19 protein-coding genes and 1 tRNA gene are annotated in these 22,784 nt (G+C 71.1%); 2 read left to right on the top strand and 18 right to left on the bottom strand.

Annotation, left to right across the window (positions count from 1 at the left end):
* The first annotated feature begins 118 nt into the window (after positions 1-118).
* Positions 119-190: transfer RNA gene (locus OHS70_RS23230), tRNA-Cys, on the top strand.
* A 136-nt stretch (positions 191-326) separates the two neighbouring features.
* On the opposite strand, the gene OHS70_RS23225 is transcribed toward OHS70_RS23230, so the two are convergent.
* The 11 genes from OHS70_RS23225 to OHS70_RS23175 form a co-directional block, all read right to left on the bottom strand.
* Complete coding sequence (locus OHS70_RS23225; protein ID WP_328400082.1) at positions 327-659, bottom strand: carboxymuconolactone decarboxylase family protein; 333 nt, start codon at positions 657-659, stop codon at positions 327-329.
* Between the two features lie 302 nt (positions 660-961).
* Positions 962-2,272, bottom strand: a complete 1,311-nt coding sequence (locus OHS70_RS23220; protein ID WP_328400080.1) for a cation:proton antiporter — start codon at positions 2,270-2,272, stop codon at positions 962-964.
* A 454-nt stretch (positions 2,273-2,726) separates the two neighbouring features.
* Positions 2,727-5,042 carry a xanthine dehydrogenase family protein molybdopterin-binding subunit gene (locus OHS70_RS23215; RefSeq protein ID WP_328400078.1) on the bottom strand — a complete coding sequence of 772 codons (2,316 nt, stop codon included), beginning with the start codon at positions 5,040-5,042 and terminating at the stop codon, positions 2,727-2,729.
* Positions 5,039-6,355 carry a 2Fe-2S iron-sulfur cluster-binding protein gene (locus tag OHS70_RS23210; protein ID WP_328400076.1) on the bottom strand — a complete coding sequence of 439 codons (1,317 nt, stop codon included), beginning with the start codon at positions 6,353-6,355 and terminating at the stop codon, positions 5,039-5,041. Before OHS70_RS23210 ends, OHS70_RS23215 begins: the two co-directional genes overlap by 4 nt.
* Positions 6,352-7,248, bottom strand: coding sequence for an FAD binding domain-containing protein (locus OHS70_RS23205; RefSeq protein WP_328400074.1), 897 nt, complete (start codon positions 7,246-7,248; stop codon positions 6,352-6,354). The genes OHS70_RS23210 and OHS70_RS23205 overlap by 4 nt, the downstream gene beginning before the upstream one ends.
* 286 nt (positions 7,249-7,534) lie before the next feature.
* Entirely contained in the window at positions 7,535-9,223 is a 1,689-nt protein-coding gene (locus OHS70_RS23200; RefSeq protein WP_328400072.1) for a beta-N-acetylhexosaminidase, read from the bottom strand.
* Positions 9,224-9,227: 4 nt separating this feature from the next.
* A complete protein-coding gene (locus OHS70_RS23195; RefSeq protein ID WP_328400070.1) occupies positions 9,228-10,079 on the bottom strand; it encodes a carbohydrate ABC transporter permease in 852 nt (283 codons plus the stop codon).
* Positions 10,076-11,038: a carbohydrate ABC transporter permease gene (locus OHS70_RS23190; RefSeq protein ID WP_328400068.1), complete on the bottom strand. Its 963-nt coding sequence runs from the start codon at positions 11,036-11,038 to the stop codon at positions 10,076-10,078. Before OHS70_RS23190 ends, OHS70_RS23195 begins: the two co-directional genes overlap by 4 nt.
* A gap of 23 nt (positions 11,039-11,061) precedes the next feature.
* Positions 11,062-12,366: an extracellular solute-binding protein gene (locus OHS70_RS23185; RefSeq protein ID WP_328400065.1), complete on the bottom strand. Its 1,305-nt coding sequence runs from the start codon at positions 12,364-12,366 to the stop codon at positions 11,062-11,064.
* Between the two features lie 248 nt (positions 12,367-12,614).
* A complete protein-coding gene (locus tag OHS70_RS23180) occupies positions 12,615-12,905 on the bottom strand; it encodes a DUF3039 domain-containing protein (RefSeq protein WP_328400063.1) in 291 nt (96 codons plus the stop codon).
* A gap of 77 nt (positions 12,906-12,982) precedes the next feature.
* Positions 12,983-13,543, bottom strand: coding sequence for a YqgE/AlgH family protein (locus OHS70_RS23175; protein WP_328400061.1), 561 nt, complete (start codon positions 13,541-13,543; stop codon positions 12,983-12,985).
* 252 nt (positions 13,544-13,795) lie between these two features.
* Between OHS70_RS23175 and murA the strand changes: the two genes are divergently transcribed.
* Positions 13,796-15,136, top strand: a complete 1,341-nt coding sequence (gene murA, locus OHS70_RS23170) for a UDP-N-acetylglucosamine 1-carboxyvinyltransferase (protein WP_328400059.1) — start codon at positions 13,796-13,798, stop codon at positions 15,134-15,136.
* Positions 15,137-15,227: 91 nt separating this feature from the next.
* On the opposite strand, the gene OHS70_RS23165 is transcribed toward murA, so the two are convergent.
* The 7 genes from OHS70_RS23165 to OHS70_RS23135 form a co-directional block, all read right to left on the bottom strand.
* Entirely contained in the window at positions 15,228-15,398 is a 171-nt protein-coding gene (locus OHS70_RS23165) for a hypothetical protein (RefSeq protein ID WP_328406205.1), read from the bottom strand.
* Between the two features lie 218 nt (positions 15,399-15,616).
* Entirely contained in the window at positions 15,617-15,898 is a 282-nt protein-coding gene (locus OHS70_RS23160) for an HU family DNA-binding protein (protein WP_328400057.1), read from the bottom strand.
* Between the two features lie 321 nt (positions 15,899-16,219).
* Positions 16,220-17,653, bottom strand: a complete 1,434-nt coding sequence (locus OHS70_RS23155; RefSeq protein ID WP_328400055.1) for an NAD-dependent malic enzyme — start codon at positions 17,651-17,653, stop codon at positions 16,220-16,222.
* Positions 17,654-18,049: 396 nt separating this feature from the next.
* The gene (locus OHS70_RS23150) at positions 18,050-20,488 is read right to left on the bottom strand and encodes a HelD family protein (protein WP_328400053.1); all 2,439 of its coding nucleotides are present in this window, start codon (positions 20,486-20,488) and stop codon (positions 18,050-18,052) included.
* A 61-nt stretch (positions 20,489-20,549) separates the two neighbouring features.
* Positions 20,550-21,374 carry a zf-HC2 domain-containing protein gene (locus tag OHS70_RS23145; protein WP_328400051.1) on the bottom strand — a complete coding sequence of 275 codons (825 nt, stop codon included), beginning with the start codon at positions 21,372-21,374 and terminating at the stop codon, positions 20,550-20,552.
* Positions 21,371-21,955 carry a sigma-70 family RNA polymerase sigma factor gene (locus OHS70_RS23140; protein ID WP_328405850.1) on the bottom strand — a complete coding sequence of 195 codons (585 nt, stop codon included), beginning with the start codon at positions 21,953-21,955 and terminating at the stop codon, positions 21,371-21,373. Before OHS70_RS23140 ends, OHS70_RS23145 begins: the two co-directional genes overlap by 4 nt.
* A 118-nt stretch (positions 21,956-22,073) precedes the next feature.
* Positions 22,074-22,709, bottom strand: coding sequence for a CGNR zinc finger domain-containing protein (locus OHS70_RS23135; protein WP_328400049.1), 636 nt, complete (start codon positions 22,707-22,709; stop codon positions 22,074-22,076).
* Between the last annotated feature and the right edge of the window lie 75 nt (positions 22,710-22,784).

The following is a 22,784-nucleotide window of genomic DNA, read 5'->3' as shown; positions in this document are numbered from 1 at the left end:
AACGGGATGTGGCAGTCGCATTGCAGCCGTGCCGGGACGCTTGAGCCGTGCCCCACACCCCGCCTACGGTCGAGGAGTTGGACCTGAGCATGGGAACCGGACATGACCAGGACCACATGACCGTGTGCCCGAGTGGTTGAGGGGCTCGCCTGCAAAGCGAGTTACGTGGGTTCGAATCCCGCCACGGTCTCCGGCAGCCGATGGCGCGACGCTGCCCGAGGACAGCGGGCGGTCCCGATCGGGACCGCCCGCTCGTCCGTCGGCCGCGTCGGTCATCGGTGCCGGGCGCGGCCGGTGGCTCTACGCACCGGGCAACGTGTCCACGCTCAGCCCCTGGCCTCGGCCTCCGCCTCGGCGTCGGCAACGGCGATGGCGATGCCGAGTGCTCGGGCGATGTTGCCGGCTGCCGTCATGACACGGGCGGTGCCCACGATGGGGGCGATGGCGACCAGAACGTCCTGCAGTTGCTCGGCGTTCATGCCGGCCTTGAGGGCGGGGTCGATGTGGGCGACGTAGGAAATCGGCGGAGCGTCCGAGGCCGCGAGGGCCGCGATGCGGGTGAGCATGAGCATGTCCGGGGCGAGCCCGCACCGCTCGACCGAGTCGATCGTCATCGCAGCGAGGGTGTCCAGGACGGGGGTTTCAGATGCAGTGGCCATGTCGGATCGTCTCCTGAATGGTGTCGCAAGGCGGGTCAGGGGCGGCAGGGCCGCCGCCGGTACAGCACCTACCGCTCGACCGTAAGGCCCTTCCGGGCGGATTGCCTGTCGAGCGATCGTCCGGGCGGGAGGCAGCTCGGCGCACCGGGACCGAACCTGTCGGCCCACAGGGGCGGTCGGCGGCCCCGACGAGCGGCCTGCGGACCCTGACACACCGGCGCAGTGCGGCCCCGGCCGGCGGAGCAGCCGCTCCGGCCGCCCGGCGGACCCGGCGGCGTCGCGGCGGCTGCCGCCGTTCGCTGTCACCGCAGGCGCCGGTGGCCGGGCTGCCGGCGCTCGGCGGCCTCCGCCACGCCTGTTCCCTCGCGCAGGTCGGGCGTGACGGCGGTCTCGCCCTCGTACCATCCGCCGTAGCGGTCGGCGAGGGCGACGGCCGACACGCCGTGCAGCAGAATGCTGAGGCCGACGGTGACCGAGATGACCGTGCCCAGCAGGTCGATACCGGGAACGTGCTCCTCCACCACCAGGAGTCCGAACGTGATGGACGCCAGGCCACGGGGCCCGAACCAGCCGATGTAGGCCACGGTGGGCAGCCGGAACCTGCTCCCGGCCAGCGAGAGGGCCACCGGCATCATCCTGACCACCGTCAGACTGAGCACTGCGTATGTGACGATCCGCCAGTCAAGGTGCTCCAGCGCCGGGCCGAGCAACACCGCGCCGAAGACGAGAAAGCTCAACGTGGCCAGCAGCCCGCCCAAGTACTCGGCCAGGTCGGCAGTCCGCTCGTCCGCCCCTTCCCCGGCGACCGGTTCCTGGCTCCGCAGACCGACGCCGAAGGCGAAGCCCGCAACCCATGCGGAGATGAACCCGCTTCCGTCCGTGGCGACCGCCAGACTGTACGAGCCGAAGGCCACGGCGAGAACGAAGACCTCGCGCCATTCGCGCGTCACCCAGCCCTTCGCGCGCGACCAACACAGCAGCCGTCCACCGAGCCACCCTCCCGCGAGCCCCAGCGCGGTGCTGAGCACCAGCGCCCGCCAGAAGACTCCGCTCGCTCCTTCCTCCGCCGTCGCCGTGCCGGGAATCGCGGCAAGGAAGAGGAGGAAGAACGGCAGCACCAGACCGTCGTTGAGGCCGCTTTCGACGTGGAGTCCCCTGCGTACGACAGCCGGGACACGCGGGCTGGCGATGGCGCTCTTGCCGAGCGCCGCATCGGTGGGAGCGAGAATCGCGCCGAGCAGCGCGAACTCCCACATCGTCAGTCCCGGCAGCAAGGGCCAGGCCAGCAGCCAGCCCGCCCCGATGCTCAGAGGGAGGCCGACGGCCAGCAGACGCAGGGGCAGGAAGCCGCCGGTGCGCAGGTCCCGGCGGCGCACCGTCATCGCATCGGCGAAGAGCACCAGGGCCAGAGCAGCCTCGACCAGCGTCAGCACCGGGCCGGCATCGTGGCGCAGGTCGAGAACGTCCAGCCCCACGGGCCCGATGAGCACCCCGAAGCCGGTGAACACCATCGGCGCCGACACCGCCGTTGCGGCCAGTCGTCGCGAGAACAGCGCATAGCCGGCTGTGACGGCCGCAACCGCCGCCCCGGTCCAGGCGCTACCACCACTCATGACGCTCCCGTTCCGCCCGGCCCGGCCGGCCATTGACCGAGAGCGCCAGGAAGACGCAGCTGCGCAGAGCGATACAGCGCGCGTGGGACCCGGCTGTGCAGGGGATCATTGTCGCCCGGCACCGGTATCCATGAACGGCACCGACACGGCGCGCGGCCCGGTGAGCCGCCGGGCACGCCGGCTGACCGCCACTGAACCTCAACCCTTCAGGACCTGCGCCGCATACGCGCCGAACCGGCCGAGGGCGGACCGGCACCATGGGCCCGTGGCCTCAACCCGCCGCGCGTGGCTAGGCCCTGTCCGGGCGATCTTCGAGGATCAGCCTGCGGCGTCAGATGCGGTGCATCGCAAGGCGGAGGATCGCCCTCGTACTGGACGTACTTGGGCGACTCCGACAACACAGCGAGGTGCCGTAGCTGTCGCCGCGGGCCCGACAAGATCGCCCGGACAGGGCCTAGGCGTGGGGAGCGGCCACCGCCGTCTGCGGCCTTATCGGAAGCCGGTTGATGGGGCGGCCCGTCGCGGCGCGCACCGCTGAAGCCACCGCTGCCGGGGAGGTCACCACCGGTGCCGCGCTCGCCGGCTTGGCGCCGAAGGGGGCGACCACGTCCCGTTCCTCGATCAGTTTCACGATGCGGATGTCCGGGGCGTCCAGGGATGTCGGGAGGGCGTAGCCCGTCAGGTCCGGGTGGCGGATCAGGCCGCGGGCCGTGCGGAGGTTCTCCGTGAGAGCCGCGCCGACTCCCTGGGTGATGCCCGCCTCGATACGGGTGGCCAGCTGGGCCGGATTGAGGACGCGGCCCACGTCCTGGGCCACGGCCATCTCGACCACACGGACCGAGCCCAGTTCGATGTCGACGTCGACCACCGCGCGGATCGCGCAGAAGGCCAGGCCCACGAACGCGTCGCCCTGGCCCGCCCCGTCGAGGGGCTCGGTGGGGTGGGGGCGGCACTGGGCCGTGGCCCAGAGTTCCTTGCCGTCCATCGCTTCCGTGACCGTCGTCGACAGCACGCCGTCGTACGACGTGATCTTGCCGTCCGTGATCTGGAGCAGCTCGGTGGACATGCCGAACTTGTGGGCCAGGGGTTGCAGCAGCTGTGTGCGGACCATCTTCGCCGCGCGCTCGACCGCGCCGCCCGAGACCCAGGTGTGACGGCCGTGGGCCGCGGGGCCGGCCGGAGGCTGGTCGGTGTCGACCGAGGCGACATGTACCTCGTCGATGCCGAGCGTCTCCTGGACGATCTGGCGGGCGAGGGTGGTGAAGCCCGAACCGGTCTCCACCGCCGCGCAGATGACGGTCGCTCTGCCGTCCTGCACCTTGACCGTCGCCGTGGATACCTCGTCGGTGCCCTCGGCCCCGAGCATGTGGACCATGCCCAGCGCGTATCCGACGCCGCGGCGCACCGCGCCCGGCTCGCCCGCGCCTTCGGGGCCGCCCGGGAGGAGCCAGTCGTTCTCCGGGGTGTCCTTGGGGAGGGAGGGGAGGGGGAAGTCACGTACGGCCTGGAGGAGTTCCGCGACGGGTGCCGGGCACGTCACTGTCTGGCCGGTGGGCAGGATGTCACCGGTGGCCAGCACGTTGCGCAGGCGGATTTCGGTGGGATCCACGCCCAGTTTCGCGGCCAGTTTGTCCATCTGGGCCTCGTACGCCGCGCAGACCTGCATCGCGCCCTCGCCGCGGACATGGCCCGAGGGCGGGTTGTTCGTGCGGACCGCCCAGCCCTCGATGACCGCATGCGGGACCACGTACGGGCCGCAGGCGAAGGCGACCGCGGCGGCCAGCGACTCGGACGAGGCGTCGGCGTACGCGCCCGCGTCGAGCAGCAGCTGGGCCTCGACCTTGACCAGCCGGCCCTCCGCGTCCGCGTGGTGACGGTAGCGCAGCAGCGTCGGGTGGCGGTGGGCGTGGCCGAGGAACGACTCCTCGCGCGTAGCGGTGAGTTTGACGGGGCAGCCGGTCTTCAGCGCCAGCAGTCCGAGCGGGAGCTGGAAGCCGGGGTCCTCGCGGTCGCCGGTCGCGCCGGGCACGCCCGTGACCACGACCTTGACCCGCTCGGGCTCGAGGCCGAAGCAGGCCGCCGCCAGATCACGGTCGGTGTGCGGATCGGTCGAGGCGCAGTACAGCTCGACGCCGCCGTCGGGGCGCGGTACGGCGAGTCCGGCCTCGGCGCCGATGGGCGCCGGGTCCTGGCGGCCGATGCGGTACAGGCCGTCGACGATCACCTCGCCGGTCGCCTCCGCGTCGCCGTAGCGCAGCGGGATGTGGCGGATGAGGTTGCCGTCGGGATGCAGCGGCTCTGCCTCGAAGGCCTTCTCCGGGTCGGTGACCGGATCGAGTACCTCGTACTCGACCGCGATCGCCGCCGCGGCCAGACGTGCGGTGTCGGGGTGGTCGGCCGCGACCGCGGCGATCGCCTCGCCGTGATGGCGGACGATGTCCGAGGCGAAGACGGGCCGGTCGGCGATCCGCCTGCCGTAGGCGCCGTCCCCGGGGATGTCCTCGTGCGTGATCACCGCGCGTACGCCCGGCATCTGCTCGGCGGCGGAGGTGTCGATCGAGAGGATCCGGGCGTGCGGGTGCGGCGAGCGCAGCAGCGCCGCCCACAGCAGGCCCTCGGCCCACAGGTCGGCGGCGTACGGAAAGGTGCCCTCCGTCTTGGCGCGGGTGTCGGCCGGGGGGAGGGAGGCGCCGAGGCCGTGTACGGGCGGGGCCGGCTCCTGGCCGTCGGCCGTCGCGGGGGGCGCAGTGGTGGCCGCGTCGTTGCTCACGCCATGCCTCCGTCGTGCGGGTGGGGCCGCACACTACCGGCGCCGGGCGGTGCCTGGTGCGGGATGCGGGCTTCCTCGGCCGGTTCCGCTGCGGCCGCGGCGGCGGCCGCGCGCTCGGCGACCACGTCGCGCACGGCGTCGAGCACACCCCGGTAGCCGGAGCAGCGGCACAGGTTTCCGCACAGTGCCTGACGGGTCTCGAGCTCGGTGGGGGCGTGGTTGCCCTCCAGGAGGTCGTGGACGGTCATGGCCATGCCCGGGATGCAGAAGCCGCACTGGACGGCGCCGCAGGCGGCGAGGGCGCGCTGGACGTCGGACGGTTCACCGTCGGTGGCGAGGCCTTCGACCGTGCGCACCTCGGAGCCGGCCGCGGTCGCCGCGGGCACCAGGCAGGACGCGACGAGCCTGCCGTCGACCTGGACGTTGCACGCGCCGCACTCGCCCTGCGAGCAGCCGTCCTTGGCGCCGGCGAGGCCGAGGCGCTCGCGCAGCACGTAGAGCAGGGACTCGCCGATCCAGGCGTCGGAGACGGGCCGGTCGGTGCCGTTGACCCGCAGGACGTAGGAGGTGGAGGGGTGCTCGTCGCTCCCGGTGGAGGACGTGACGGGCGCAACGGGCGCGGCTTCGGCCGTGGGTTCGGCCGTGGGTTCGGCCGTGGGTTCGGCGGAAGCCGAGTCGGCCGCCACGGGCACGGGCGCGTGCCCGGCGTCGGCGGCGGACGGCGCGGCGTCGGACGATCCGGCGGGGGCGTCGGGTGATCCGGCGGGCTCTTCGGCCACGGCCGCCGGCTCGGGCTGCTCCTGCTGCGCCCACGGCGCCGTCGCACCACCCGGCAGGGTCGTCCACGAGGCCGGCGCTCCGCCGGGGCCCGCCGCGGGTGCGGGTGTGCCGTAGCGGTGGTCCTGCTCGGCCGCCGGTGCCGCTACGTCGGCCTCCGCCGACGGGAAGCTCCACTGACCGGTCGCGTCCGCGGCAGCGTGCTCCGGGGCCCGCTCCTCGGGGAAGTTCCACTGACCGGTGGCCTGCGGGTCGCCGGCCTCGGGCTCCGGCCACTGGGTCGTCCAGTTGCCGGTCGTGCCCGGGTCGGTCCCGGCGGCCGGGGTCAGCGGCATGATCATGGGCGGCACGTAGCCGTGGCCCGGCGCCTCGAGCGGTGCGGCGTCGAACGCGCCGTCGGGCGGCAGCTGGAGGAAGGCCGTGGCCTCGCTGTCGTACTCGCCGCCCTGCGGGGTCGGCTGCCAGCCGCCCGTCTCGTACTGGAAGCCGTCGGAGAAGCCCTCCGGGAACTCCCGCGTGTTGTCGTCGTTGCTCACGACAGCGCCCTCCCCAGTGCCCGTCGGGCCAGCGCGGCGACGGTGCGCCGCAGATGCAGTACGGCCGGCGGCAGCACCTCCTGCTCCTCCCCCGGCGCGGCCGGCGCCGGGTCGGGGATGCACGCGGCGGCGACGTATTCGCCGAACGCCGCCAGCGCCTCGCCCGCGAGCCCGCGCTCGCCGTCCCAGTCGATCAGCGACGCGATCCAGCGCTCGGCCTCCAGCGGCCGCAGCGGCATCGGTGCGATGGCGCCCACGGCACAGCGCACACCGCGCCGCGCCGGGTCGAGCACGACGGCGACGGATGCGCTGGCGCGGCCGGGGCCGGTCCGGCCGGTGGCCTTCAGGAAGACCTGCGGGGCGTGCAGCAGAGGTACGCGTACGAAGCCGATGAGCTCGGCCGGGCCGAGCAGCTCCCGGCCGGCCAGCAGGTGGGAGACAGGGATCTCACGGCGTTCGCCGCCCGGGCCCGCGATCACCAGGTCCGCCTCGAGGGCGGCCAGGACGGGCAGGGTGTCACCGGTGGGCGCGGCTCCGGCGATGTTGCCGCCGAGGGTGCCCGCGTTGCGGATCTGGGGCGGGCCGGCCGCACGCGCGGACGCGGCGAGCGCCGGGATGAGGGCGGCGAAGTCCGGGCGGCCCATCCGGGCGTGGGTGAGGCCCGCACCGAGCAGGGCGTGTCCGTCCTGGTAGCGCCAGCCGCGGATCTCGCTGATGCGGCCGAGGCCGACGAGGCCGGCGGGACGGAGCCGGCCCTTGTTGACCGCCGCCATGAGGTCGGTACCGCCGGCGACCGGGACGGCTGCGGGCATGGCGGTGAGCGCCGCCACGGCCTCGTCGAGCGAGGCCGGCAGCGTCACCGACTGTGCCGTCTGCGGTGCGTGCGTGGTCACCCAGCTGCCCCTTCCCGGTGTCCCGGCTGTCGCGCGTGTGTTGCCGTACCGTACGTGCTCACAGGGCGGACGTGGCAACTCTGGCACATCTTCCGAACTGTCCGACGAGAGGGTCCACGAAGGGCATATTCGCCCCTGAAGTACCTTCCTGTACCAAAAGTCCGGTTTCTCGCACCGTCAGCACCGCAGCCGGATTGCCACCCTTCAGCGCCCCTTGTACGACTTTCGCCTACGACCCCCACACTCGCAAAGACCCTGTTGCGTCACATCCCTCCTTGCACCGGGCTCACACGATCGGGGGCGCGCCCTCGATCGGACGTCCGAGGCTCCCCGTCATTCCTGCGGGGGCAGGGCGCCGCTGCCACGGCAACGGGCCGCCGGGCGGCCGGTAGTCGACACCGAGCGCGTCAAGGCGGGCGTAGTGGACGGTCATTCGCCGCTCGAAGTCCGCGAAGTCGCGTTCGGCGGGTGCGGGCAGCCGGGACCAGGCGACCTCCGCGAAGGCGGCCAGACGCGGGAAGACCTGGTAGTCGACGCGGGAGCGGTCCTGCATCACCTCGGTCCAGACATTGGCCTGCGTGCCGAGCACATGCGCGGCCGCCTCGGGCGCGAGGGACGGGGGTACCGGCTCGAAGCGGTAGACGTCCTCGAGGGTGCGGACATAGGCGATGGGCATGGGCTCGTCGTCCCCGGCGGCCTGGCGGTAGTCCAAGTACACGTGCTGCTCGGGGCACATGACGACGTCATGGCCGGCGGTGGCCGCATCGATGCCGCCCCGGTAGCCGCGCCAGGAGGAGACGGCGGCGCCGGGCGCGAGACCGCCCTGAAGGATCTCGTCCCAGCCGATGAGCCGCCGGCCGCGGCCGGTGAGCCAGCGGTCGAAGTGCCGGACGAACCACGACTGCAGCTCGTCCTCGTCCGCCAGACCGAGCTCCTTGATCCGGGCCTGGACGGCCGGTGACGCCTTCCACTGGTCCTTGGCGCACTCGTCGCCGCCGATGTGGACGAAGGTGGACGGGAAGAGGTCGAGGACCTCCTCCAGCACTCCCTCGTAGAAGCGCAGGGTGCTGTCGGTGGGGGCCAGTACGTTCTTGCTGACGCCCCAGGTGTCCCAGACCGTCAGGGAGGTTGTGTCGATGACGTCGGTGTTGCCCAGTTCCGGATATGCGGCGATGGCCGCCTGCGAATGGCCGGGGATGTCGATCTCGGGGACGACGGTGATATGCCGCTCGGCGGCGTACGCGACGATCTCACGGATGTCGTCCTGGGTGTAGTGACCGCCGTGCGGCTTCTCGTCCCACAGCGGCGAAGCCCGGTGCCCGTACTTGGTGCGGGCCCGCCAGGCGCCGACCTCGGTGAGCCTCGGGTAGCGCTTGATCTCGATCCGCCAGCCCTGGTCGTCGGTGAGATGGAGATGGAGGACGTTGAGCTTGTGGGCGGCCATCAGATCGAGATGACGCAGGACATCGTCCTTGGGCATGAAATGCCGTGACACGTCGAGCATGAGGCCGCGCCAGGCGAAGCGGGGGGCGTCATGGATGGTGACGGCGGGGACTTCCCACTCCTCCTTCCTCACGACGGGAGCCCGGCGGAAGGCGTCCGGACCGAGCAGCTGACGGAAGGTCTGGGCACCCCGGAACACACCCGCCTCGCTCGCCCCGTCGATGGCGACGGCACAGCCGTCGGCGGTGAAGCGGTACGCCTCCGGGCCGCCGAGCTCCTCGGCGAGCGAGGGGATCATCCGCAGCAGGATGCGGTTCCAGTTGTCCGTGTGCGGCGGAAGCGGGTATCCGGTGGCCGCACCGACGGTGGCGCGCAGCCACTGCGCGACCCGCTCGGTGCCGGGGCCCGCCTGGATCTCGGTCTCCGCGTCGATGACGTGTCCCATCCCGCCGCCGGGCAGCGAGTCGGACAGCCGCGCCGGGGCCGGGATCAGTCCCACCGCCGGTGTGGGGGCAGGGGGATGGTTGCTCATACCGTCAGTCCTTCACCGCTCCGCCCAGCCCCGAGACCAGACGTCGCTGTACGAGTACGAAGAAGACGAGCACAGGAACAGTCATCACGGTCGACGCCGCCATGATGCCACCCCAGTCGTTCTCGTCCGGCTTGAAGAAGACCAGCAGCGCCATCGGAAGGGTGGACTGCGAGGTGTCGCTGATGATGAAGGACTTCGCGAACAGGAAGTCGTTCCACGTGGAGATGAACGAGAAGACGCTCGTCGCCACCAGCCCCGGGAAGACCAGCGGGAACAGAATCTGCCAGAGGAAGCGCGTACGGCTCGCGCCGTCCATGCGAGCGGCCTCCTCCAGCGCGTCAGGGACCGCCTTGACGAAGCCGCGCAGCATCCAGATCGCGAACGGCAGCGAGAAGGCGATGTGCGGAAGGATCAGCGCGCCGAGGGTGTTGAGCTGTCCGAAGTCCCGCATCAGGAAGAAGAGTGGGATGGTCAGCGCCTCGATCGGCACCATCTGCGCGACCAGGAACATGATCAGAAGCGTGGTGCGGAACCGGAAACGGAAGCGGGTCACGGCCGTCGCCGCGAGAAACGCGATCAGGGCGGAGGCGATGACGACCGCTCCGGCCACGAAGAGGCTGTTGAGGAAGTAGCGGCCGAATTCCTGCTGCTCGAAGACGCGGCGGAACGAGTCGAGGGACGGTGAAAGCGTCCATGGCCGGGGTGCGGTGGACTGGATCTCGCCCGCCGGTCTGAAGGCGGAAAGCACCATCCAGTAGAGCGGGAAGACGACGGTGGCCGCGACGATCAGGGCGGTCGCCTCCGCGGCGAGACGCCACGGCCGGCGCACGCGGACACGAGCGGAGAACGCGCTCACAATTCCTCCCCTTGGTGGCGAAGCAGCCGCAGATGGACCAAGGTGACCGCCAGCAGAATCAGCAGCATGACGACGCCGATGGCCGCCCCCAGGCTGTACTGCGAGGACGCGAAGGCCTTTTGGTAGGCGTAGACATTGAGCACGAGGTTCTGTCCGGCGATTCCTCCGCCGTTCGTCATCACATAGATCTGCGTGAAGACCTTGAAGTCCCAGATGACCGACTGAATGGTGACGACGACCAGAATGGGACGGAGCATCGGCGCCATGACGGAACGCCAGATGCGCCACTGCGAGGCACCGTCCAGGGATGCCGCCTCCAGCACCTCCCCGGGTATCGCCCTGATGCCCGCGTACACGGTCACCATCACAAAGGGGAACGAGCACCAGACGACCTCGAGGAGGACGAGCGCGAAGGCGCTGTAGCGCCCGTACGTCCAGGAGAAGTCGCCCAGTCCCAGCACCCGGTTGACCGGCCCGAAGTCCGGGTCGAAGAGGAAGACCCAGACGGTGGAGCCGGTGATGGCCGGGGTGGCCCAGGCGCCGAGCGCGGCCAGCATCAGCGCGAGGCGCGGCACGGCCCGTATCCGTGTGAGCAGGACTGCCAGTGCGCAGCCGGCCGCGAGGGTGGCGAGGACGCAGGCGGTCGCGAAGAGCACGGTCGCCAGCAGCACCTGCCGGAACTGGCCGTCCGCGAAAAGGGTCCGGTAGTTGCCGAGGCCCTGGAAGGTGGTGGGTTCGCCTCCGCTGACCTGGGCCTGGGTGTACTCCAGGACGGAGATCAGGCCGAGTTGGTAGATCGGGTAGACGAGCAGTGCGGCGAGCACCACCAGCGCGGGTGCGAGATACAGCCAGGGCGTCCAGGCGTCGGAGCGCCGCGACCGCGGGGCTTGGGACGTGCGGGCCGCCGCGGACCTGGCGGGGACCGCGGCCGGCTCGGCCGCGGTGGCGTTGTGCGTCATCGCGCTTCGCCTGACCGGGCCGCTCAGCCCGCGTCCGCGAACGCGGCGTCCATCTTCTTCGCGGCCTCGGCGGAGGCCGTCGCCACGTCCTTCTTGCCGCTGACGACCTCCTGGAACATGGTCGGCAGGACGAGCGAGGCGTCGATCTGCCCCCAGGCCGGGGAGGCCGGAACGAACTTGGCGCCCGCGCCCAGAGTCTCGATGAAGGGCTTCACGAACGGCTCCTTCTGCGCCGCCTCGGCCCGTACGTCGGTGTACGTGGGCAGAAACCCCATCGCGTCGAACAGCCTGGCCTGGGTCTCCTTGCCCGCGAGCCGCTTCATCAGGTCGACGGCCAGCGTCCGGTGCGAACTGCTCTTGAGGACACCGAGGTTGTTGCCGCCGGCGAAGGCCGGGGCGATCTCGCCCTCCTTCAGGCCCGGCAGCGGCACGACGGCGTACGCGCCCTTCACCGTGCCGGCCTCGACCGCCTGGTGGCTGAAGTCGCCGCCGATCGCCATGGCGGCCTTGCCGGAGGCGAAGGCGGTGACGGTGGCGTTGCCGCCCATGGAGGCGCACTTGTCGGCCGGGCAGTTGTCGTCACCGAAGAGGGAGGCGTACGAGGTGATGCCCTTCTGCGCGGCCGGACTGTCGATGGCCGCGGTGTAGGAGCCGCCGCTCTCCTCGGCCAGTTCGCCGCCGTTGGCCCAGATGAAGGGCATCGCACCGTAGGTGTACGCGCCGCCGACCGCGAGCCCGTACATTCCGGGCTTCGCCCTGTGGATCCTCTTTGCGGTGGTGATCAGTTCGGCCTGGGTCCTGGGCGGCTCGATCCCCAGGTCCTTGAAGACGTCTGTGCGGTAGTAGAGCGCGCGGACGCCGACGAACAGGGGCGCTCCGTAGACCTTGGTGCCGACGGTGACCGACTGCCGGGCGGTCGGGTCGGTGTCCTTGGCCTCGTCCCAGGCGTCGAACTCGGCGCCGATGTCCGCGAGTCCGCCGTCCTTGACGTACCCGGCGGTGTCGGTGTTGCCGTACTCGATCAGATCCGGGGCGCTCTTCGGGTCGTTGAAGGCGGCCTTGATCCGCTGGGCACGGGTCTCGACGGGGATGTACTCGACCTCCGCCTTCGCGCCCTTGTGCGCCTTCTCGAAGGCGGTCACGGCGGCGTCGACGACCTGTTCCTTCGGCCGGTTGTTGACCTCCTGGAAGAGCCAGACCCGCAGTGTGCCGCTCTTGTCGTCCTGCTTGGCGCCGGTGTCGGAGGTCTGAGGGGCGCAGGCCACCCCGGTGAGGGCCGCCAGCGCAAGGGCCGCGACGGGGGAGGCGATCCGGGCGATGAGCTTCATGCTGGGTCCTCTACGAATCGGCGTTGCAACATATGCAACGAGTGTTTCGCACTGCACAACACGCAGGAGGCTAGAGCCGCACCCGCGGCCGTACAAGAGGTCTCGACCACTCTGTGGCCGGTGGCCGCACCCCGCGCAACGCGAACGGCCCGCGGACACAGAAAACGGGCACAGAAAACGGCCCCCGGGGCACGCTGTATGCGCGCCCCGGGGGCCGTGAGCCGCCGGGCGTTGCCGTGAAGCCCGGGCTACTTCTTGTCCTTGCCGCCCTTGTCACCCTTGTCGCCGCCGGAGCCCATGGAGTCGTAGATCTCCTTGCACATCGGGCAGACCGGGTACTTCTTGGGGTCGCGTCCGGGAACCCAGACCTTCCCGCACAGGGCCACCACGGGAGTGCCGTCGAGGGCACTCGCCATGATCTTGTCCTTCTGGACGTAATGGGCGAAGCGCTCGTGGTCGCCGTCGCCGTGCGACACCTGCGGCGTCGGTTCTACGAGGATCCCGGTGCCTGTCCCGCGCTCGGGCTCAAGAGTGCTCATGAGCTCCAAGGGTACCCACGCCCGGGGCGGTACGGGAGGAGGGCCCCGCGGGGCGGGCTGCGCCGCCGGCGGGCCCGTCAGTTCAGACTCGGGTCGTCCGGATACGTCGCGAACATGGCCAGTTCACTGCGCTGGCGCCGCAGCACCGCACGCCACAGGCTCTCCGGGTTCGGGGACGAGACATCGCCGGGCTCCGACTCGACGACGTACCAGGCGCCGTCGGTCAGCTCGTCCTCCAGCTGGCCCGGGCCCCAGCCCGCGTACCCGGCGAAGATCCGCAGGGAGCCGAGGGCCGCCCCGAGCAGCTCCGGCGGCGCCTCCAGGTCCACCAGGCCGATCGCGCCGTACACCCGCCGCCAGCCGAGCGGCCCCTCGTCGCCGGGTATGACCGCGACGCCGAGCGCCGAATCGAGGGAGACCGGGCCCCCCTGGAAAACCACACCCGGCTCACCGGCGAGCCCGGCCCACGGCTCCAGGATGTCGCCCACGCCCACCGGGGTGGGCCTGTTCAGAACCACGCCGAGGGAGCCCTCGTCGTCGTGGTCGAGCAGCAGCACCACCGCGCGGTCGAAGTTCGGGTCCGCGAGGGCGGGTGTGGCGACGAGCAGCCGTCCTGTGAGCGAGGACACCTCGGTCATGCGAGACATGATCCCGCATCTTCGCCCTCTGCGGGGGGTGAGCGGCAGAGTGTGAGTGAGCGCAGCTCAGAGCGCGCCGGGCGCGAGCCCGGCCGGGAGCCCGGGCGGTGACCTTGCGCGAGCGGGGGGATACGGACCGTGTTGTACCGAATTCATTACGCCTGCGGTCTGTCCCAGCCCTACGGCGCAGGGGCACACGACCCTTACCCTTTTCTCTGGCCCCCTGCCCGACGACTCCGGAACGCGAGATTCATGACCGGCACCGACGATGTACTGCTTGTCCACGGCGGCACCCCGCTGGAGGGCGAGATCCGCGTCCGCGGCGCGAAGAACCTCGTGCCCAAGGCGATGGTCGCCGCCCTGCTCGGCAGCGAGCCGAGCCGGCTGCGCAATGTGCCCGACATCCGTGACGTGCGTGTCGTCCGCGGGCTGCTCCAGCTGCACGGTGTGACCGTCCGCCCGGGCGAGGAGCCCGGTGAGCTGGTCCTCGACCCGACGCACGTGGAGAGCGCGAACGTCGCCGACATCGATGCCCACGCGGGCTCGTCGCGCATCCCGATCCTGTTCTGCGGGCCACTGCTGCACCGCCTCGGCCACGCCTTCATCCCGGGTCTGGGCGGCTGCGACATCGGCGGCAGGCCGATCGACTTCCACTTCGACGTACTGCGCCAGTTCGGCGCGACGATCGAGAAGCGGGCGGACGGCCAGTACCTGGAGGCCCCGCAGCGGCTGCGCGGCACCAAGATCCGGCTGCCGTACCCGTCCGTCGGCTCGACCGAGCAGGTGCTGCTGACGGCGGTGCTGGCCGAGGGTGTCACCGAGCTGACCAACGCGGCGGTGGAGCCGGAGATCGAGGACCTGATCTGCGTCCTGCAGAAAATGGGCGCGATCATCTCCGTGGACACCGACCGGACGATCCGGATCACCGGTGTCGACAAGCTCGGCGGTTACACGCACCGCGCGCTCCCGGACCGTCTGGAGGCTGCCTCCTGGGCGTCGGCGGCACTGGCGACCGAGGGCAACATCTACGTGCGCGGCGCGCAGCAGCGCTCGATGATGACCTTCCTGAACACGTACCGGAAGGTCGGCGGCGCCTTCGAGATCGACGACGAGGGCATCCGCTTCTGGCACCCGGGCGGCCGCCTGAAGTCGATCGCGCTGGAGACGGACGTGCACCCCGGCTTCCAGACCGACTGGCAGCAGCCGCTGGTGGTGGCGCTGACGCAGGCGACGGGCCTGTCCATCGTCCACGAGACGGTGTACGAGTCGCGGCTCGGCTTCACCTCGGCGCTGAACCAGATGGGCGCACACATCCAGCTGTACCGCGAGTGCCTGGGCGGCTCCCACTGCCGCTTCGGCCAGCGCAACTTCCTGCACTCGGCGGTCGTGTCGGGCCCGACGAAGCTCCAGGGCGCGGATCTGGTCATCCCGGACCTGCGCGGCGGCTTCTCGTACCTGATCGCGGCTCTGGCGGCGCAGGGGACGTCGCGTGTGCACGGTATCGACCTGATCAACCGCGGCTACGAGAACTTCATGGAGAAGCTCGAGAAGCTCGGCGCGAAGGTGGAGCTGCCGGGCGGCCCGATCGTCTGACCGGCACACGACGCTCCGACGGCCCTCGCGGGTGCCCCGCGGGGGCCGTCGCGTATCTGCGGGGCGGGACAGCCCCGCCTCCCGCACGCTCCTACGGCCCGGGGCCGCGGGAGGCGCTCTCTCCCCCGGCCGCCCCGTACCGGCCGGGCCGGCCGCACGTGAACGGGTCGCGGCGCAGCTCGCCGACCTTGCCCTCGGCGGCGGCCGCCTCGCAGGCGACGTTCGCGCCGAGGCCGTGCTGCCGTTCGAAGGACTGGGTCACGTACCGGCCGGGCGCTGTTCACCGGGCCTCCTCCGCCGCCGCAGCGGCGTCGGGGGCGCTGTCCCGGGCCCCTGCCGAGCGACCGGCACAGACAGCCCTGCGGCACGGAAGACGCCGGGGGCACGGGGCCGGCGCCCCGGGAAGGGGCTTCAGCGGGGCGTAGGCGCGCGAAAGGGCGGCCACCCGCACAGGTGGCCGCCCTTGGTGCTGCCGGAGGCTCAGTTGCCCTTGGCGGCTTCCTTGAGCTTCGAGCCCGCGGAGACCTTCACGCTGTAGCCGGCCGGGATCTGGATCGGGTCGCCGGTCTGCGGGTTACGAGCGGTGCGAGCGGCACGGTGGGTGCGCTCGAAGGTCAGGAAGCCGGGGATGGTGACCTTCTCGTCGCCCTTGGCGACGACCTCGCCGACGGTCTCGGCGAGAGCGGCCAGCACGGCGTCGGCGTCCTTGCGGGTCACCTCGGCGCGGTCGGCCAGCGCGGCCACCAGCTCACTGCGGTTCATGTTCTTACTCCCGTGTTCTTCTTGCCTGTGAGGCGTGAGATCGAAGCCGATGCTGCCAGGGCCCTTGGACAGTCCCCGGACCCGGGTCTGCTGTCAGACCCTCGCGCCCGAATACGCATCCTGCCCCCACCAGCGGCGGGAAAGCCAATCCGGCACCCTCCGGAGTCACACGAAAAGCGCCACTGCCTCGTCGTGGTGACGTTCCGTCTACTCCCCCGGAACTCATCGGAGCGACGGGCGGGGCGGACCGGGGGCCGCCGGCTCATGGTCCGCCACCCTAAGGGGGGGTTTGCGGCCCCGCGACCCGCGACGCGCCGTATGTCAGGCGGACGTGGGGCCTGTCACAGCCGCCACTGCCGCCTTGGCCGCCTCGCGCACCGCGCCCGCGACCGCTCCCGCCACCTTGTCGTTGAAGACGGACGGAACGATGTAGTTCGGGTTGAGTTCGTCCTCGGACACGACGTCCGCGAGCGCGGTCGCGGCCGCGAGCATCATCTCGGTGTTGACGGTGCGGGACTGAGCGTCCAGCAGGCCGCGGAAGACGCCCGGGAAGACCAGCACGTTGTTGATCTGGTTGGGGAAGTCCGAGCGGCCGGTGGCCACAACTGCGGCCGTCTGGCGGGCGATTGCCGGGTCGATCTCGGGGTCGGGGTTCGCGAGCGCGAACACGATGGCGCCCTCCGCCATCGCCGCGACATCGTCCGCGCCGAGCACGTTCGGGGCCGAGACACCGATGAACACGTCCGCGCCGGCGACCGCTTCCTTGAGCGTGCCGGTGACGCCCTCGGGGTTGGTGTTGTCGGCGATCCAGCGCAGCGGCGTCCCGGGCGCGGCGTCCACCAGGTCCGCACGGCCCGCGTGCACGACGCCGTGGATGTCGGCGACGACCGCGTGCTTGACGCCCGCGGCGATCAGCAGCTTGAGGATGGCCGTACCGGCCGCGCCCGCACCGGACATGACCACCCGCACGTCCTCGATCGCCTTGCCCACCACGCGCAATGCGTTGGTCAGCGCGGCGAGCACGACGATCGCGGTGCCGTGCTGGTCGTCGTGGAAGACGGGGATGTCCAGGGCCTCGCGCAGCCGCGCCTCGATCTCGAAGCAGCGGGGTGCGGAGATGTCCTCGAGATTGATGCCGGCGAAGCCGGGGGCGATCGCCTTGACGACCTCGACGATGGCGTCGGTGTCCTGGGTGTCCAGACACAGCGGCCAGGCGTCGATGCCGGCGAAGCGCTTGAAGAGGGCCGCCTTGCCCTCCATGACGGGCAGGGCGGCCTTGGGGCCGATGTTGCCGAGGCCGAGTACGGCGGAGCCGTCGGTCACCACTGCAACGGAATTGCGCTTGATGGTGAGGCGGCGGGCGTCCTCGGGATTCTCGGCGATGGCCATGCAGACGCGGGCCACACCCGGGGTGTAGATCATCGAGAGATCGTCACGGTTGCGGATGGGGTGCTTGGACTGCATCTCGATCTTGCCGCCGAGGTGCATCAGGAACGTACGGTCGGAGACCTTGCCGAGGACGACGCCCTCGATCTTGCGCAACTCCTCGACGATCTCGTCGGCGTGCGCGGTGGAGGAGGCGGCGATCGTGACGTCTATCCGCAGCTTCTCGTGGCCGGATGCCGTCACGTCGAGGCCGGTCACGGAGCCGCCGTTGGACTCCACCGCCGTGGTGAGCTGGGAGACCGCGGTTCCGCTCGCGGGCACCTCCAGCCGGACCGTCATCGAGTACGAGACGCTGGGCGCCGTTGCCATGGCCGGGTTCCTCTGCTTTCCCTAGCTTCGTTGCTGTGCGGCGCCGTGGCCGGTGCCCGGCAGCGCCTTCCGATGGTGACACCTACCTGCCAGTAGCAGGTAATGCGGTCATTTAGTTTTCGGAAGTTCTTTTCCACCATACGAGAAGTGTAGGTCAAGCAGAAGAGGCCCGCGTCACCGATGGGTGACGCGGGCCTCTTCCGTGTGGACGGAATGTCCGGATCAGGTGGCACCGACCCGCCATGCTCGCCTCGCGGCAAGTGGTCCCTCTGAGGGACGAAGGTTGGGCCCGGGGGCTTGGATCGGGCCGGTGCCACACCAAGGCTAACAAACCACCCCGGCAAGTGATTCCGACATCGCAGGTTGACTCCGCGTCAGTCGCCCACGTGGTCCGCCTCAGTCCCGCAGCAGGTCCGGGACCCCGTTCTCGTCCGGCTTGTCGCGCGGGCCCGAGACCACCGTGAGCTGCTGCGTCGCCCGGGTCAGCGCCACGTAGAGCACCCGCAGCCCGGCGGCCGACTCTCCCCCAAAGACCCCGTCCCGGGAGGAACCCCCGGCGATCTCCGCCGGCGAGGCGACCACCGTGGCGTCGTACTCGAGGCCCTTGGCCTCCAGCGACCCCAGCACCACCACGCGCTCACCGAGCCCCGCCAGCCAACGTGCCGCCTGCTCGCGCCGGTTCATCGCGACGACGACACCGACGGTGCCCTCGACCTCGTCCAGCAGCCGCTGTGCCTCGGCCCGCACGGTCCTGGCCAGGTCGCTGCCCTCCGGTACGGCGGCGAAGCGCGGCAGTACGCCCGTGGAGCGGACGGCGGACGGGGCGCGCATCCCGGGCATCGCGAGCTTGAGCACCTTGGCCGAGAGCTCGGCGATCTCGGCCGGGTTGCGGTAGTTGACGGTCAGCTCGAAGCGGCGCCGGGGCCGGGTGCCGAGCGCCTCGTCACGGGCCTCGGCCGCCTCGTCCGGGGACGGCCAGGACGACTGGGCGGGGTCCCCGACGACCGTCCAGGTGGCGTGCCTGCCCCGGCGGCCGACCATCCGCCACTGCATCGGCGTCAGATCCTGCGCCTCGTCGACGATGACATGCGCGTACTCGGTGCGCTCGGCCGCCAGCCGCTCCTGCCGCTCACGCTGGGTCTCCTCGCGCTGCGGCATGAGCTCCTCCAGACCGGTGAGGTGGTCCAGCGGGTCGAGCTCGCGCTTCTTGCGGGGGCGGGCCGGGGTGCCGAGCTGCGCCTGCAGTTCGTCGAGCAGCGCCACATCGTGCACGGACAGGGCGTCGCGGCGCAGCGACCTGGCGAGTCGGCGCACCTCGCCCGGGTTGAGCACCCGGCGCGCCCAGCGGCCGAGACGCCGCTCGTCGGCCATCGCGGAGAGCACTGCGCGCGGGGTGAGCTCCGGCCACCACGCGTCGAGGAACTCGATGAAGCTGTCCTCGCTCGTGACGTCCTCGTCGAAGGACGAGCGCAGCTCGGCGGCGAGCTCGGGGTCCGTGTAGGAGGAGGACGCAGCACGGCCGGTCGCACCGGACTTGGCGTACAGGGCGTCCAGCAGCAGGCGCCGGGCGCGCGGGCGCAGCAGGTTGACGGGCGCGGTCCCGCCGAGGACGTTGTGCCGGATGCGCTGCAGCTCGTCGGCCTCCAGCTCGAGCCGCCGCCCGAAGGCGACCACCCGCAGCCGGGTGGGCGACTCGGCGGGTACGGCCTGGGCCGCGTCGTCCTCGCCGAACGCGAGCTGCCCGCCGCGCCCCGCGGCGGCCGCACCCCTGGCGCCCCCGCCCGGAAGCTCCAGCGCGCCCCGTGCGGCCTTGCGCAGCACCTTGAGCATGCGCGACGACCCCTTGACACGGGCGACCGCGGAATCGTCGTACGTCGTGGCCTCCACCCCGTCGACCAGCGAGCCGAGCGCGCGGATGGCGACCTGGCCCTCCTCGCCGAGCGACGGCAGCACGCCCTCGGTGTAGGCGACGAGCAGCGGGGTCGGGGAGACGATGAGAATGCCGCCCGCGTAGCGCCGGCGGTCCTGGTAGAGCAGATAGGCCGCGCGGTGCAGGGCGACCGCCGTCTTGCCCGTACCGGGGCCGCCCTCGACCTGGGCGACCGACGCGGCGGGGGCGCGGATCACCAGGTCCTGCTCCGCCTGGATGGAGGCGACGATGTCACGCATGGTGTGGCTGCGGGCCTGGCCGAGCGCCGCCATCAGGGCACCGTCGCCGATGACCGGGAGCTCGGCGCCGTCCAGGGTGGCGGTCAGCTCCGGACGCATCAGGTCGTCCTCGACACCGAGGACCTTGCGCCCCTTGGAACGGATGACCCGGCGGCGCACCACCCGTCCGGGGTCGACCGGGGTCGAGCGGTAGAACGGGGCAGCGGCGGGGGCGCGCCAGTCGATGACCATGGGCGCGTAGTCGGAGTCGAGGACGCCGATCCGGCCGATGTGCAGGGTCTCGCCGATCTCGGCGGTGTTGTCCGGCCGTACGGCGTCGTCGGCGGGCTCGACGGAGGTGTACGCGCCGTCGGGGCCCTTCTTGCCGTCCTTGCCGTACAGCAGGTCGATACGGCCGAAGAGGAAGTCCTCGAACTCGCTGTTGAGACGGTTGAGGTGGATGCCCGCTCGGAAGACCTGGGCGTCCCGCTCGGCGAGTGCGCCGGGGGTGCCGACCTGACCGCGCTGGGCGGCGTCGTGCATCAGGAATTCCGCCTCGTGGATCTTCTCCTCGAGGCGGCGGTACACCCTGTCGAGATGTTCCTGTTCGACACCGATCTCGCGGTCTCGCACCGTGTCGGCGGTCGAACCGATCACGGAATTCACAGCGGCATCCTGCGCGGCCACCGAGGCCCCCTTCTGACGTGCACTGGGCAGCCGTCAACCGTACGCGAAGGGGGCCGGTCTGTCAGGCGTCGACCTCCACCAGTCGCTCGCCGTCGAAGGTCCGGATCTCGAAGTGATCGATGTCGTCGCGGTCCATCGCGGCTCCGCCGTGCACGTACAGCGGCTTTCTCCCGGCCTCTTCAGGGCTGTCCGGGATGCCGTATCCCCACTTGGGTACCGACCAGGAGGTGACAACCTCCTCCTCGCCGGTGTTGGAGACCGCGATGAGGTTGCACTTCAGGGGGCCCTTGACGCCCTTCAGCTGCAGGACCGCGTGGGTGCCGTAGGGCTTTTTCTCCATGCCGACGACCGCGTTGACCTTGGTCGTCGCGTCCGTGGCCTGCACCTTCTCCTCCATGTGGTTGAAGAAGGCGTCCTCGGCGGGGCTGGTGGGGTGCGGGTCGGGGGCCGCCTGGTTGCTGCCCGCGTCGTTCCCCGTGGCCATGACCGCGGCGGTCGGGCCGCCGATGATCAGTGCGGCCGCCGCCGCGACCAGGTACATCCCGCGCCGGCGCTTCTGCGCACGCTTCGCGGCCACCTCGTTCAGGAGCCCGCCGAGCAGCTTGGGGCTGGGCGGGGAAGGGACCACGGGCACAGGCCGTGTCGGTGGGGGTGCCGAGCGCATGCCGGGGAGGTTGTAGACATTGCTCTGCGGCGGCGCGGGGGCGGGTGCCTCGGCCAGCATCGCCAGCATCGGCTCGATGCCGGAGAACTCCTCGAGGTGGGCGGCGCAGATGTCGCAGCCCGCCAGATGCGCCTCGAAGGCGGAGGCGTCCGCTTCGTCGAGCACGCCGAGCACGTATGCGCCGACGGCGTCGTGCACGGACTCCTGCTCATACATGGTCATGCCGAGACCCCCCTTTCCTCCAGAGCGAGCTTCATGGAACGGAGCGCATAGAACACCCGGGACCGCACGGTCCCGCTGGGTATGCCGAGTGTCTCGGCCGCCTCATTGACCGTGCGCCCCTTGAAGTACGTCTCGACAAGGACTTCCCTGTGGGCGGGCGTCAAATCATCGAGCGCATCCGATAGCGTCATCAGCCACAACGCCTTGTCGATCTCGTCCTCCGCGGGCATGACCTCAAGCGGCGACGGATCGACCTCCTGCGGCCGGGCCTGCCGGCTGCGGTGACCGTCGATGACGATGCGCCGGGCGACCGTCACCAGCCAGGGTCGGACAGAGCCGGTCGCACGGTTGAGCTGGCCGGCATTCTTCCAGGCACGGATGAGCGTCTCCTGTACGACGTCTTCCGCGCGCTGGCGATCGCCGGCAACAAGACGCAGTACATAGGCGAGCAACGGTCCGGCATGTTCGCGATAGAGGGCACGCATCAACTCCTCGTCGGGCATGGAGGTGTCGCGTGCCTTGTCGTTGCGATGGCGGGCCCGTTGCGGACGGTCATCGGCCACGGCGGCATCCTTGCGCACCTGAACCTCCCGGTCGAGACCTTGTTTTTCGGCTGGCTGCTTGTCCCCCTTCACTACGGGGGCCGCGAAGGGTTCACTCAACGCCGGCCAAAAAAGTTTCAAGATCTTTTTCGGGGCCTCAGGCCCCTGCTGCGGCGGCAGTTCGCCGTCGATGCCGGGCCACACGTTCCCGATTGCCGCATACCTCACTCGAGCACCAACGGCGCCTGCGTCCACGGGATGTGTCCAAATACACACGGCGGCAGTTGTCTCCCTCGCACTGCCGCAGCCGTGAACGGTCCGCCGGATCGGTCAGCAGCTCCACGGCGTCACGCGCGACAGCGGCGAGCAGCGCACCGCAATCGGGCGCCGTGCACAGGGCCCTGACCAGCGCGCCGTGCTGGTCCCGTACGGCTCTGATGCGGGGTGGCGGCCCGGCCGCGATGGTGTTGAGCCGCTCCAGCGCGGACTCCGCGCCCCGGCCGTCGAGTTCGGCGCGCACCAGCTGGGCCACGCAGTCGCGCAGTTCGACGAAGCGGCTCACCCAGATGCCGTCGACGCAGCCGAGCCGGGTGCCCGCCGGGACCAGTCCCGCACCGACCAGCCAGTGCTCCAACCGTCCGGTGTCCGCGAGTGGTTCCTGTGCGGCGGCGGGCGGCCGGGGGACCTCCGACGAGGTCGCCACGAGATCCAGGCAGATCCGCCCGGAGTCGAACCGCCACTCTCCCCCTCGCTGCGCTGGGGGGATCCCCACACCCGAGCCCGCCGATGTCATGCGCCTGTCACCGCCCTGTGGGTCACCACCGCTGTCCCCCACCAGAGTGCCCGTCGGCGGGTGCGGCCGGAACCC

Origin of the sequence: Streptomyces sp. NBC_00390 (genome assembly GCF_036057275.1) — a bacterium.
GTDB lineage: Bacteria > Actinomycetota > Actinomycetes > Streptomycetales > Streptomycetaceae > Streptomyces.
The sequence above is the reverse complement of the archived record's forward strand: the minus strand, read 5'-3'. Positions and strand labels throughout refer to the sequence as shown.

Coding starts and splice junctions, on each gene's coding strand:
- OHS70_RS23225 (WP_328400082.1), bottom strand. CDS start 659: ATGGCCACTGCATCTGAAACCCCCGTCCTGGACACCCTCGCTGCGATG.
- OHS70_RS23220 (WP_328400080.1), bottom strand. CDS start 2,272: ATGAGTGGTGGTAGCGCCTGGACCGGGGCGGCGGTTGCGGCCGTCACA.
- OHS70_RS23200 (WP_328400072.1), bottom strand. CDS start 9,223: ATGAGCAACCATCCCCCTGCCCCCACACCGGCGGTGGGACTGATCCCG.
- OHS70_RS23190 (WP_328400068.1), bottom strand. CDS start 11,038: ATGACGCACAACGCCACCGCGGCCGAGCCGGCCGCGGTCCCCGCCAGG.
- OHS70_RS23185 (WP_328400065.1), bottom strand. CDS start 12,366: ATGAAGCTCATCGCCCGGATCGCCTCCCCCGTCGCGGCCCTTGCGCTG.
- OHS70_RS23180 (WP_328400063.1), bottom strand. CDS start 12,905: ATGAGCACTCTTGAGCCCGAGCGCGGGACAGGCACCGGGATCCTCGTA.
- OHS70_RS23175 (WP_328400061.1), bottom strand. CDS start 13,543: ATGACCGAGGTGTCCTCGCTCACAGGACGGCTGCTCGTCGCCACACCC.
- murA (WP_328400059.1), top strand. CDS start 13,796: ATGACCGGCACCGACGATGTACTGCTTGTCCACGGCGGCACCCCGCTG.
- OHS70_RS23160 (WP_328400057.1), bottom strand. CDS start 15,898: ATGAACCGCAGTGAGCTGGTGGCCGCGCTGGCCGACCGCGCCGAGGTG.
- OHS70_RS23155 (WP_328400055.1), bottom strand. CDS start 17,653: ATGGCAACGGCGCCCAGCGTCTCGTACTCGATGACGGTCCGGCTGGAG.
- OHS70_RS23145 (WP_328400051.1), bottom strand. CDS start 21,374: ATGACCATGTATGAGCAGGAGTCCGTGCACGACGCCGTCGGCGCATAC.
- OHS70_RS23135 (WP_328400049.1), bottom strand. CDS start 22,709: ATGACATCGGCGGGCTCGGGTGTGGGGATCCCCCCAGCGCAGCGAGGG.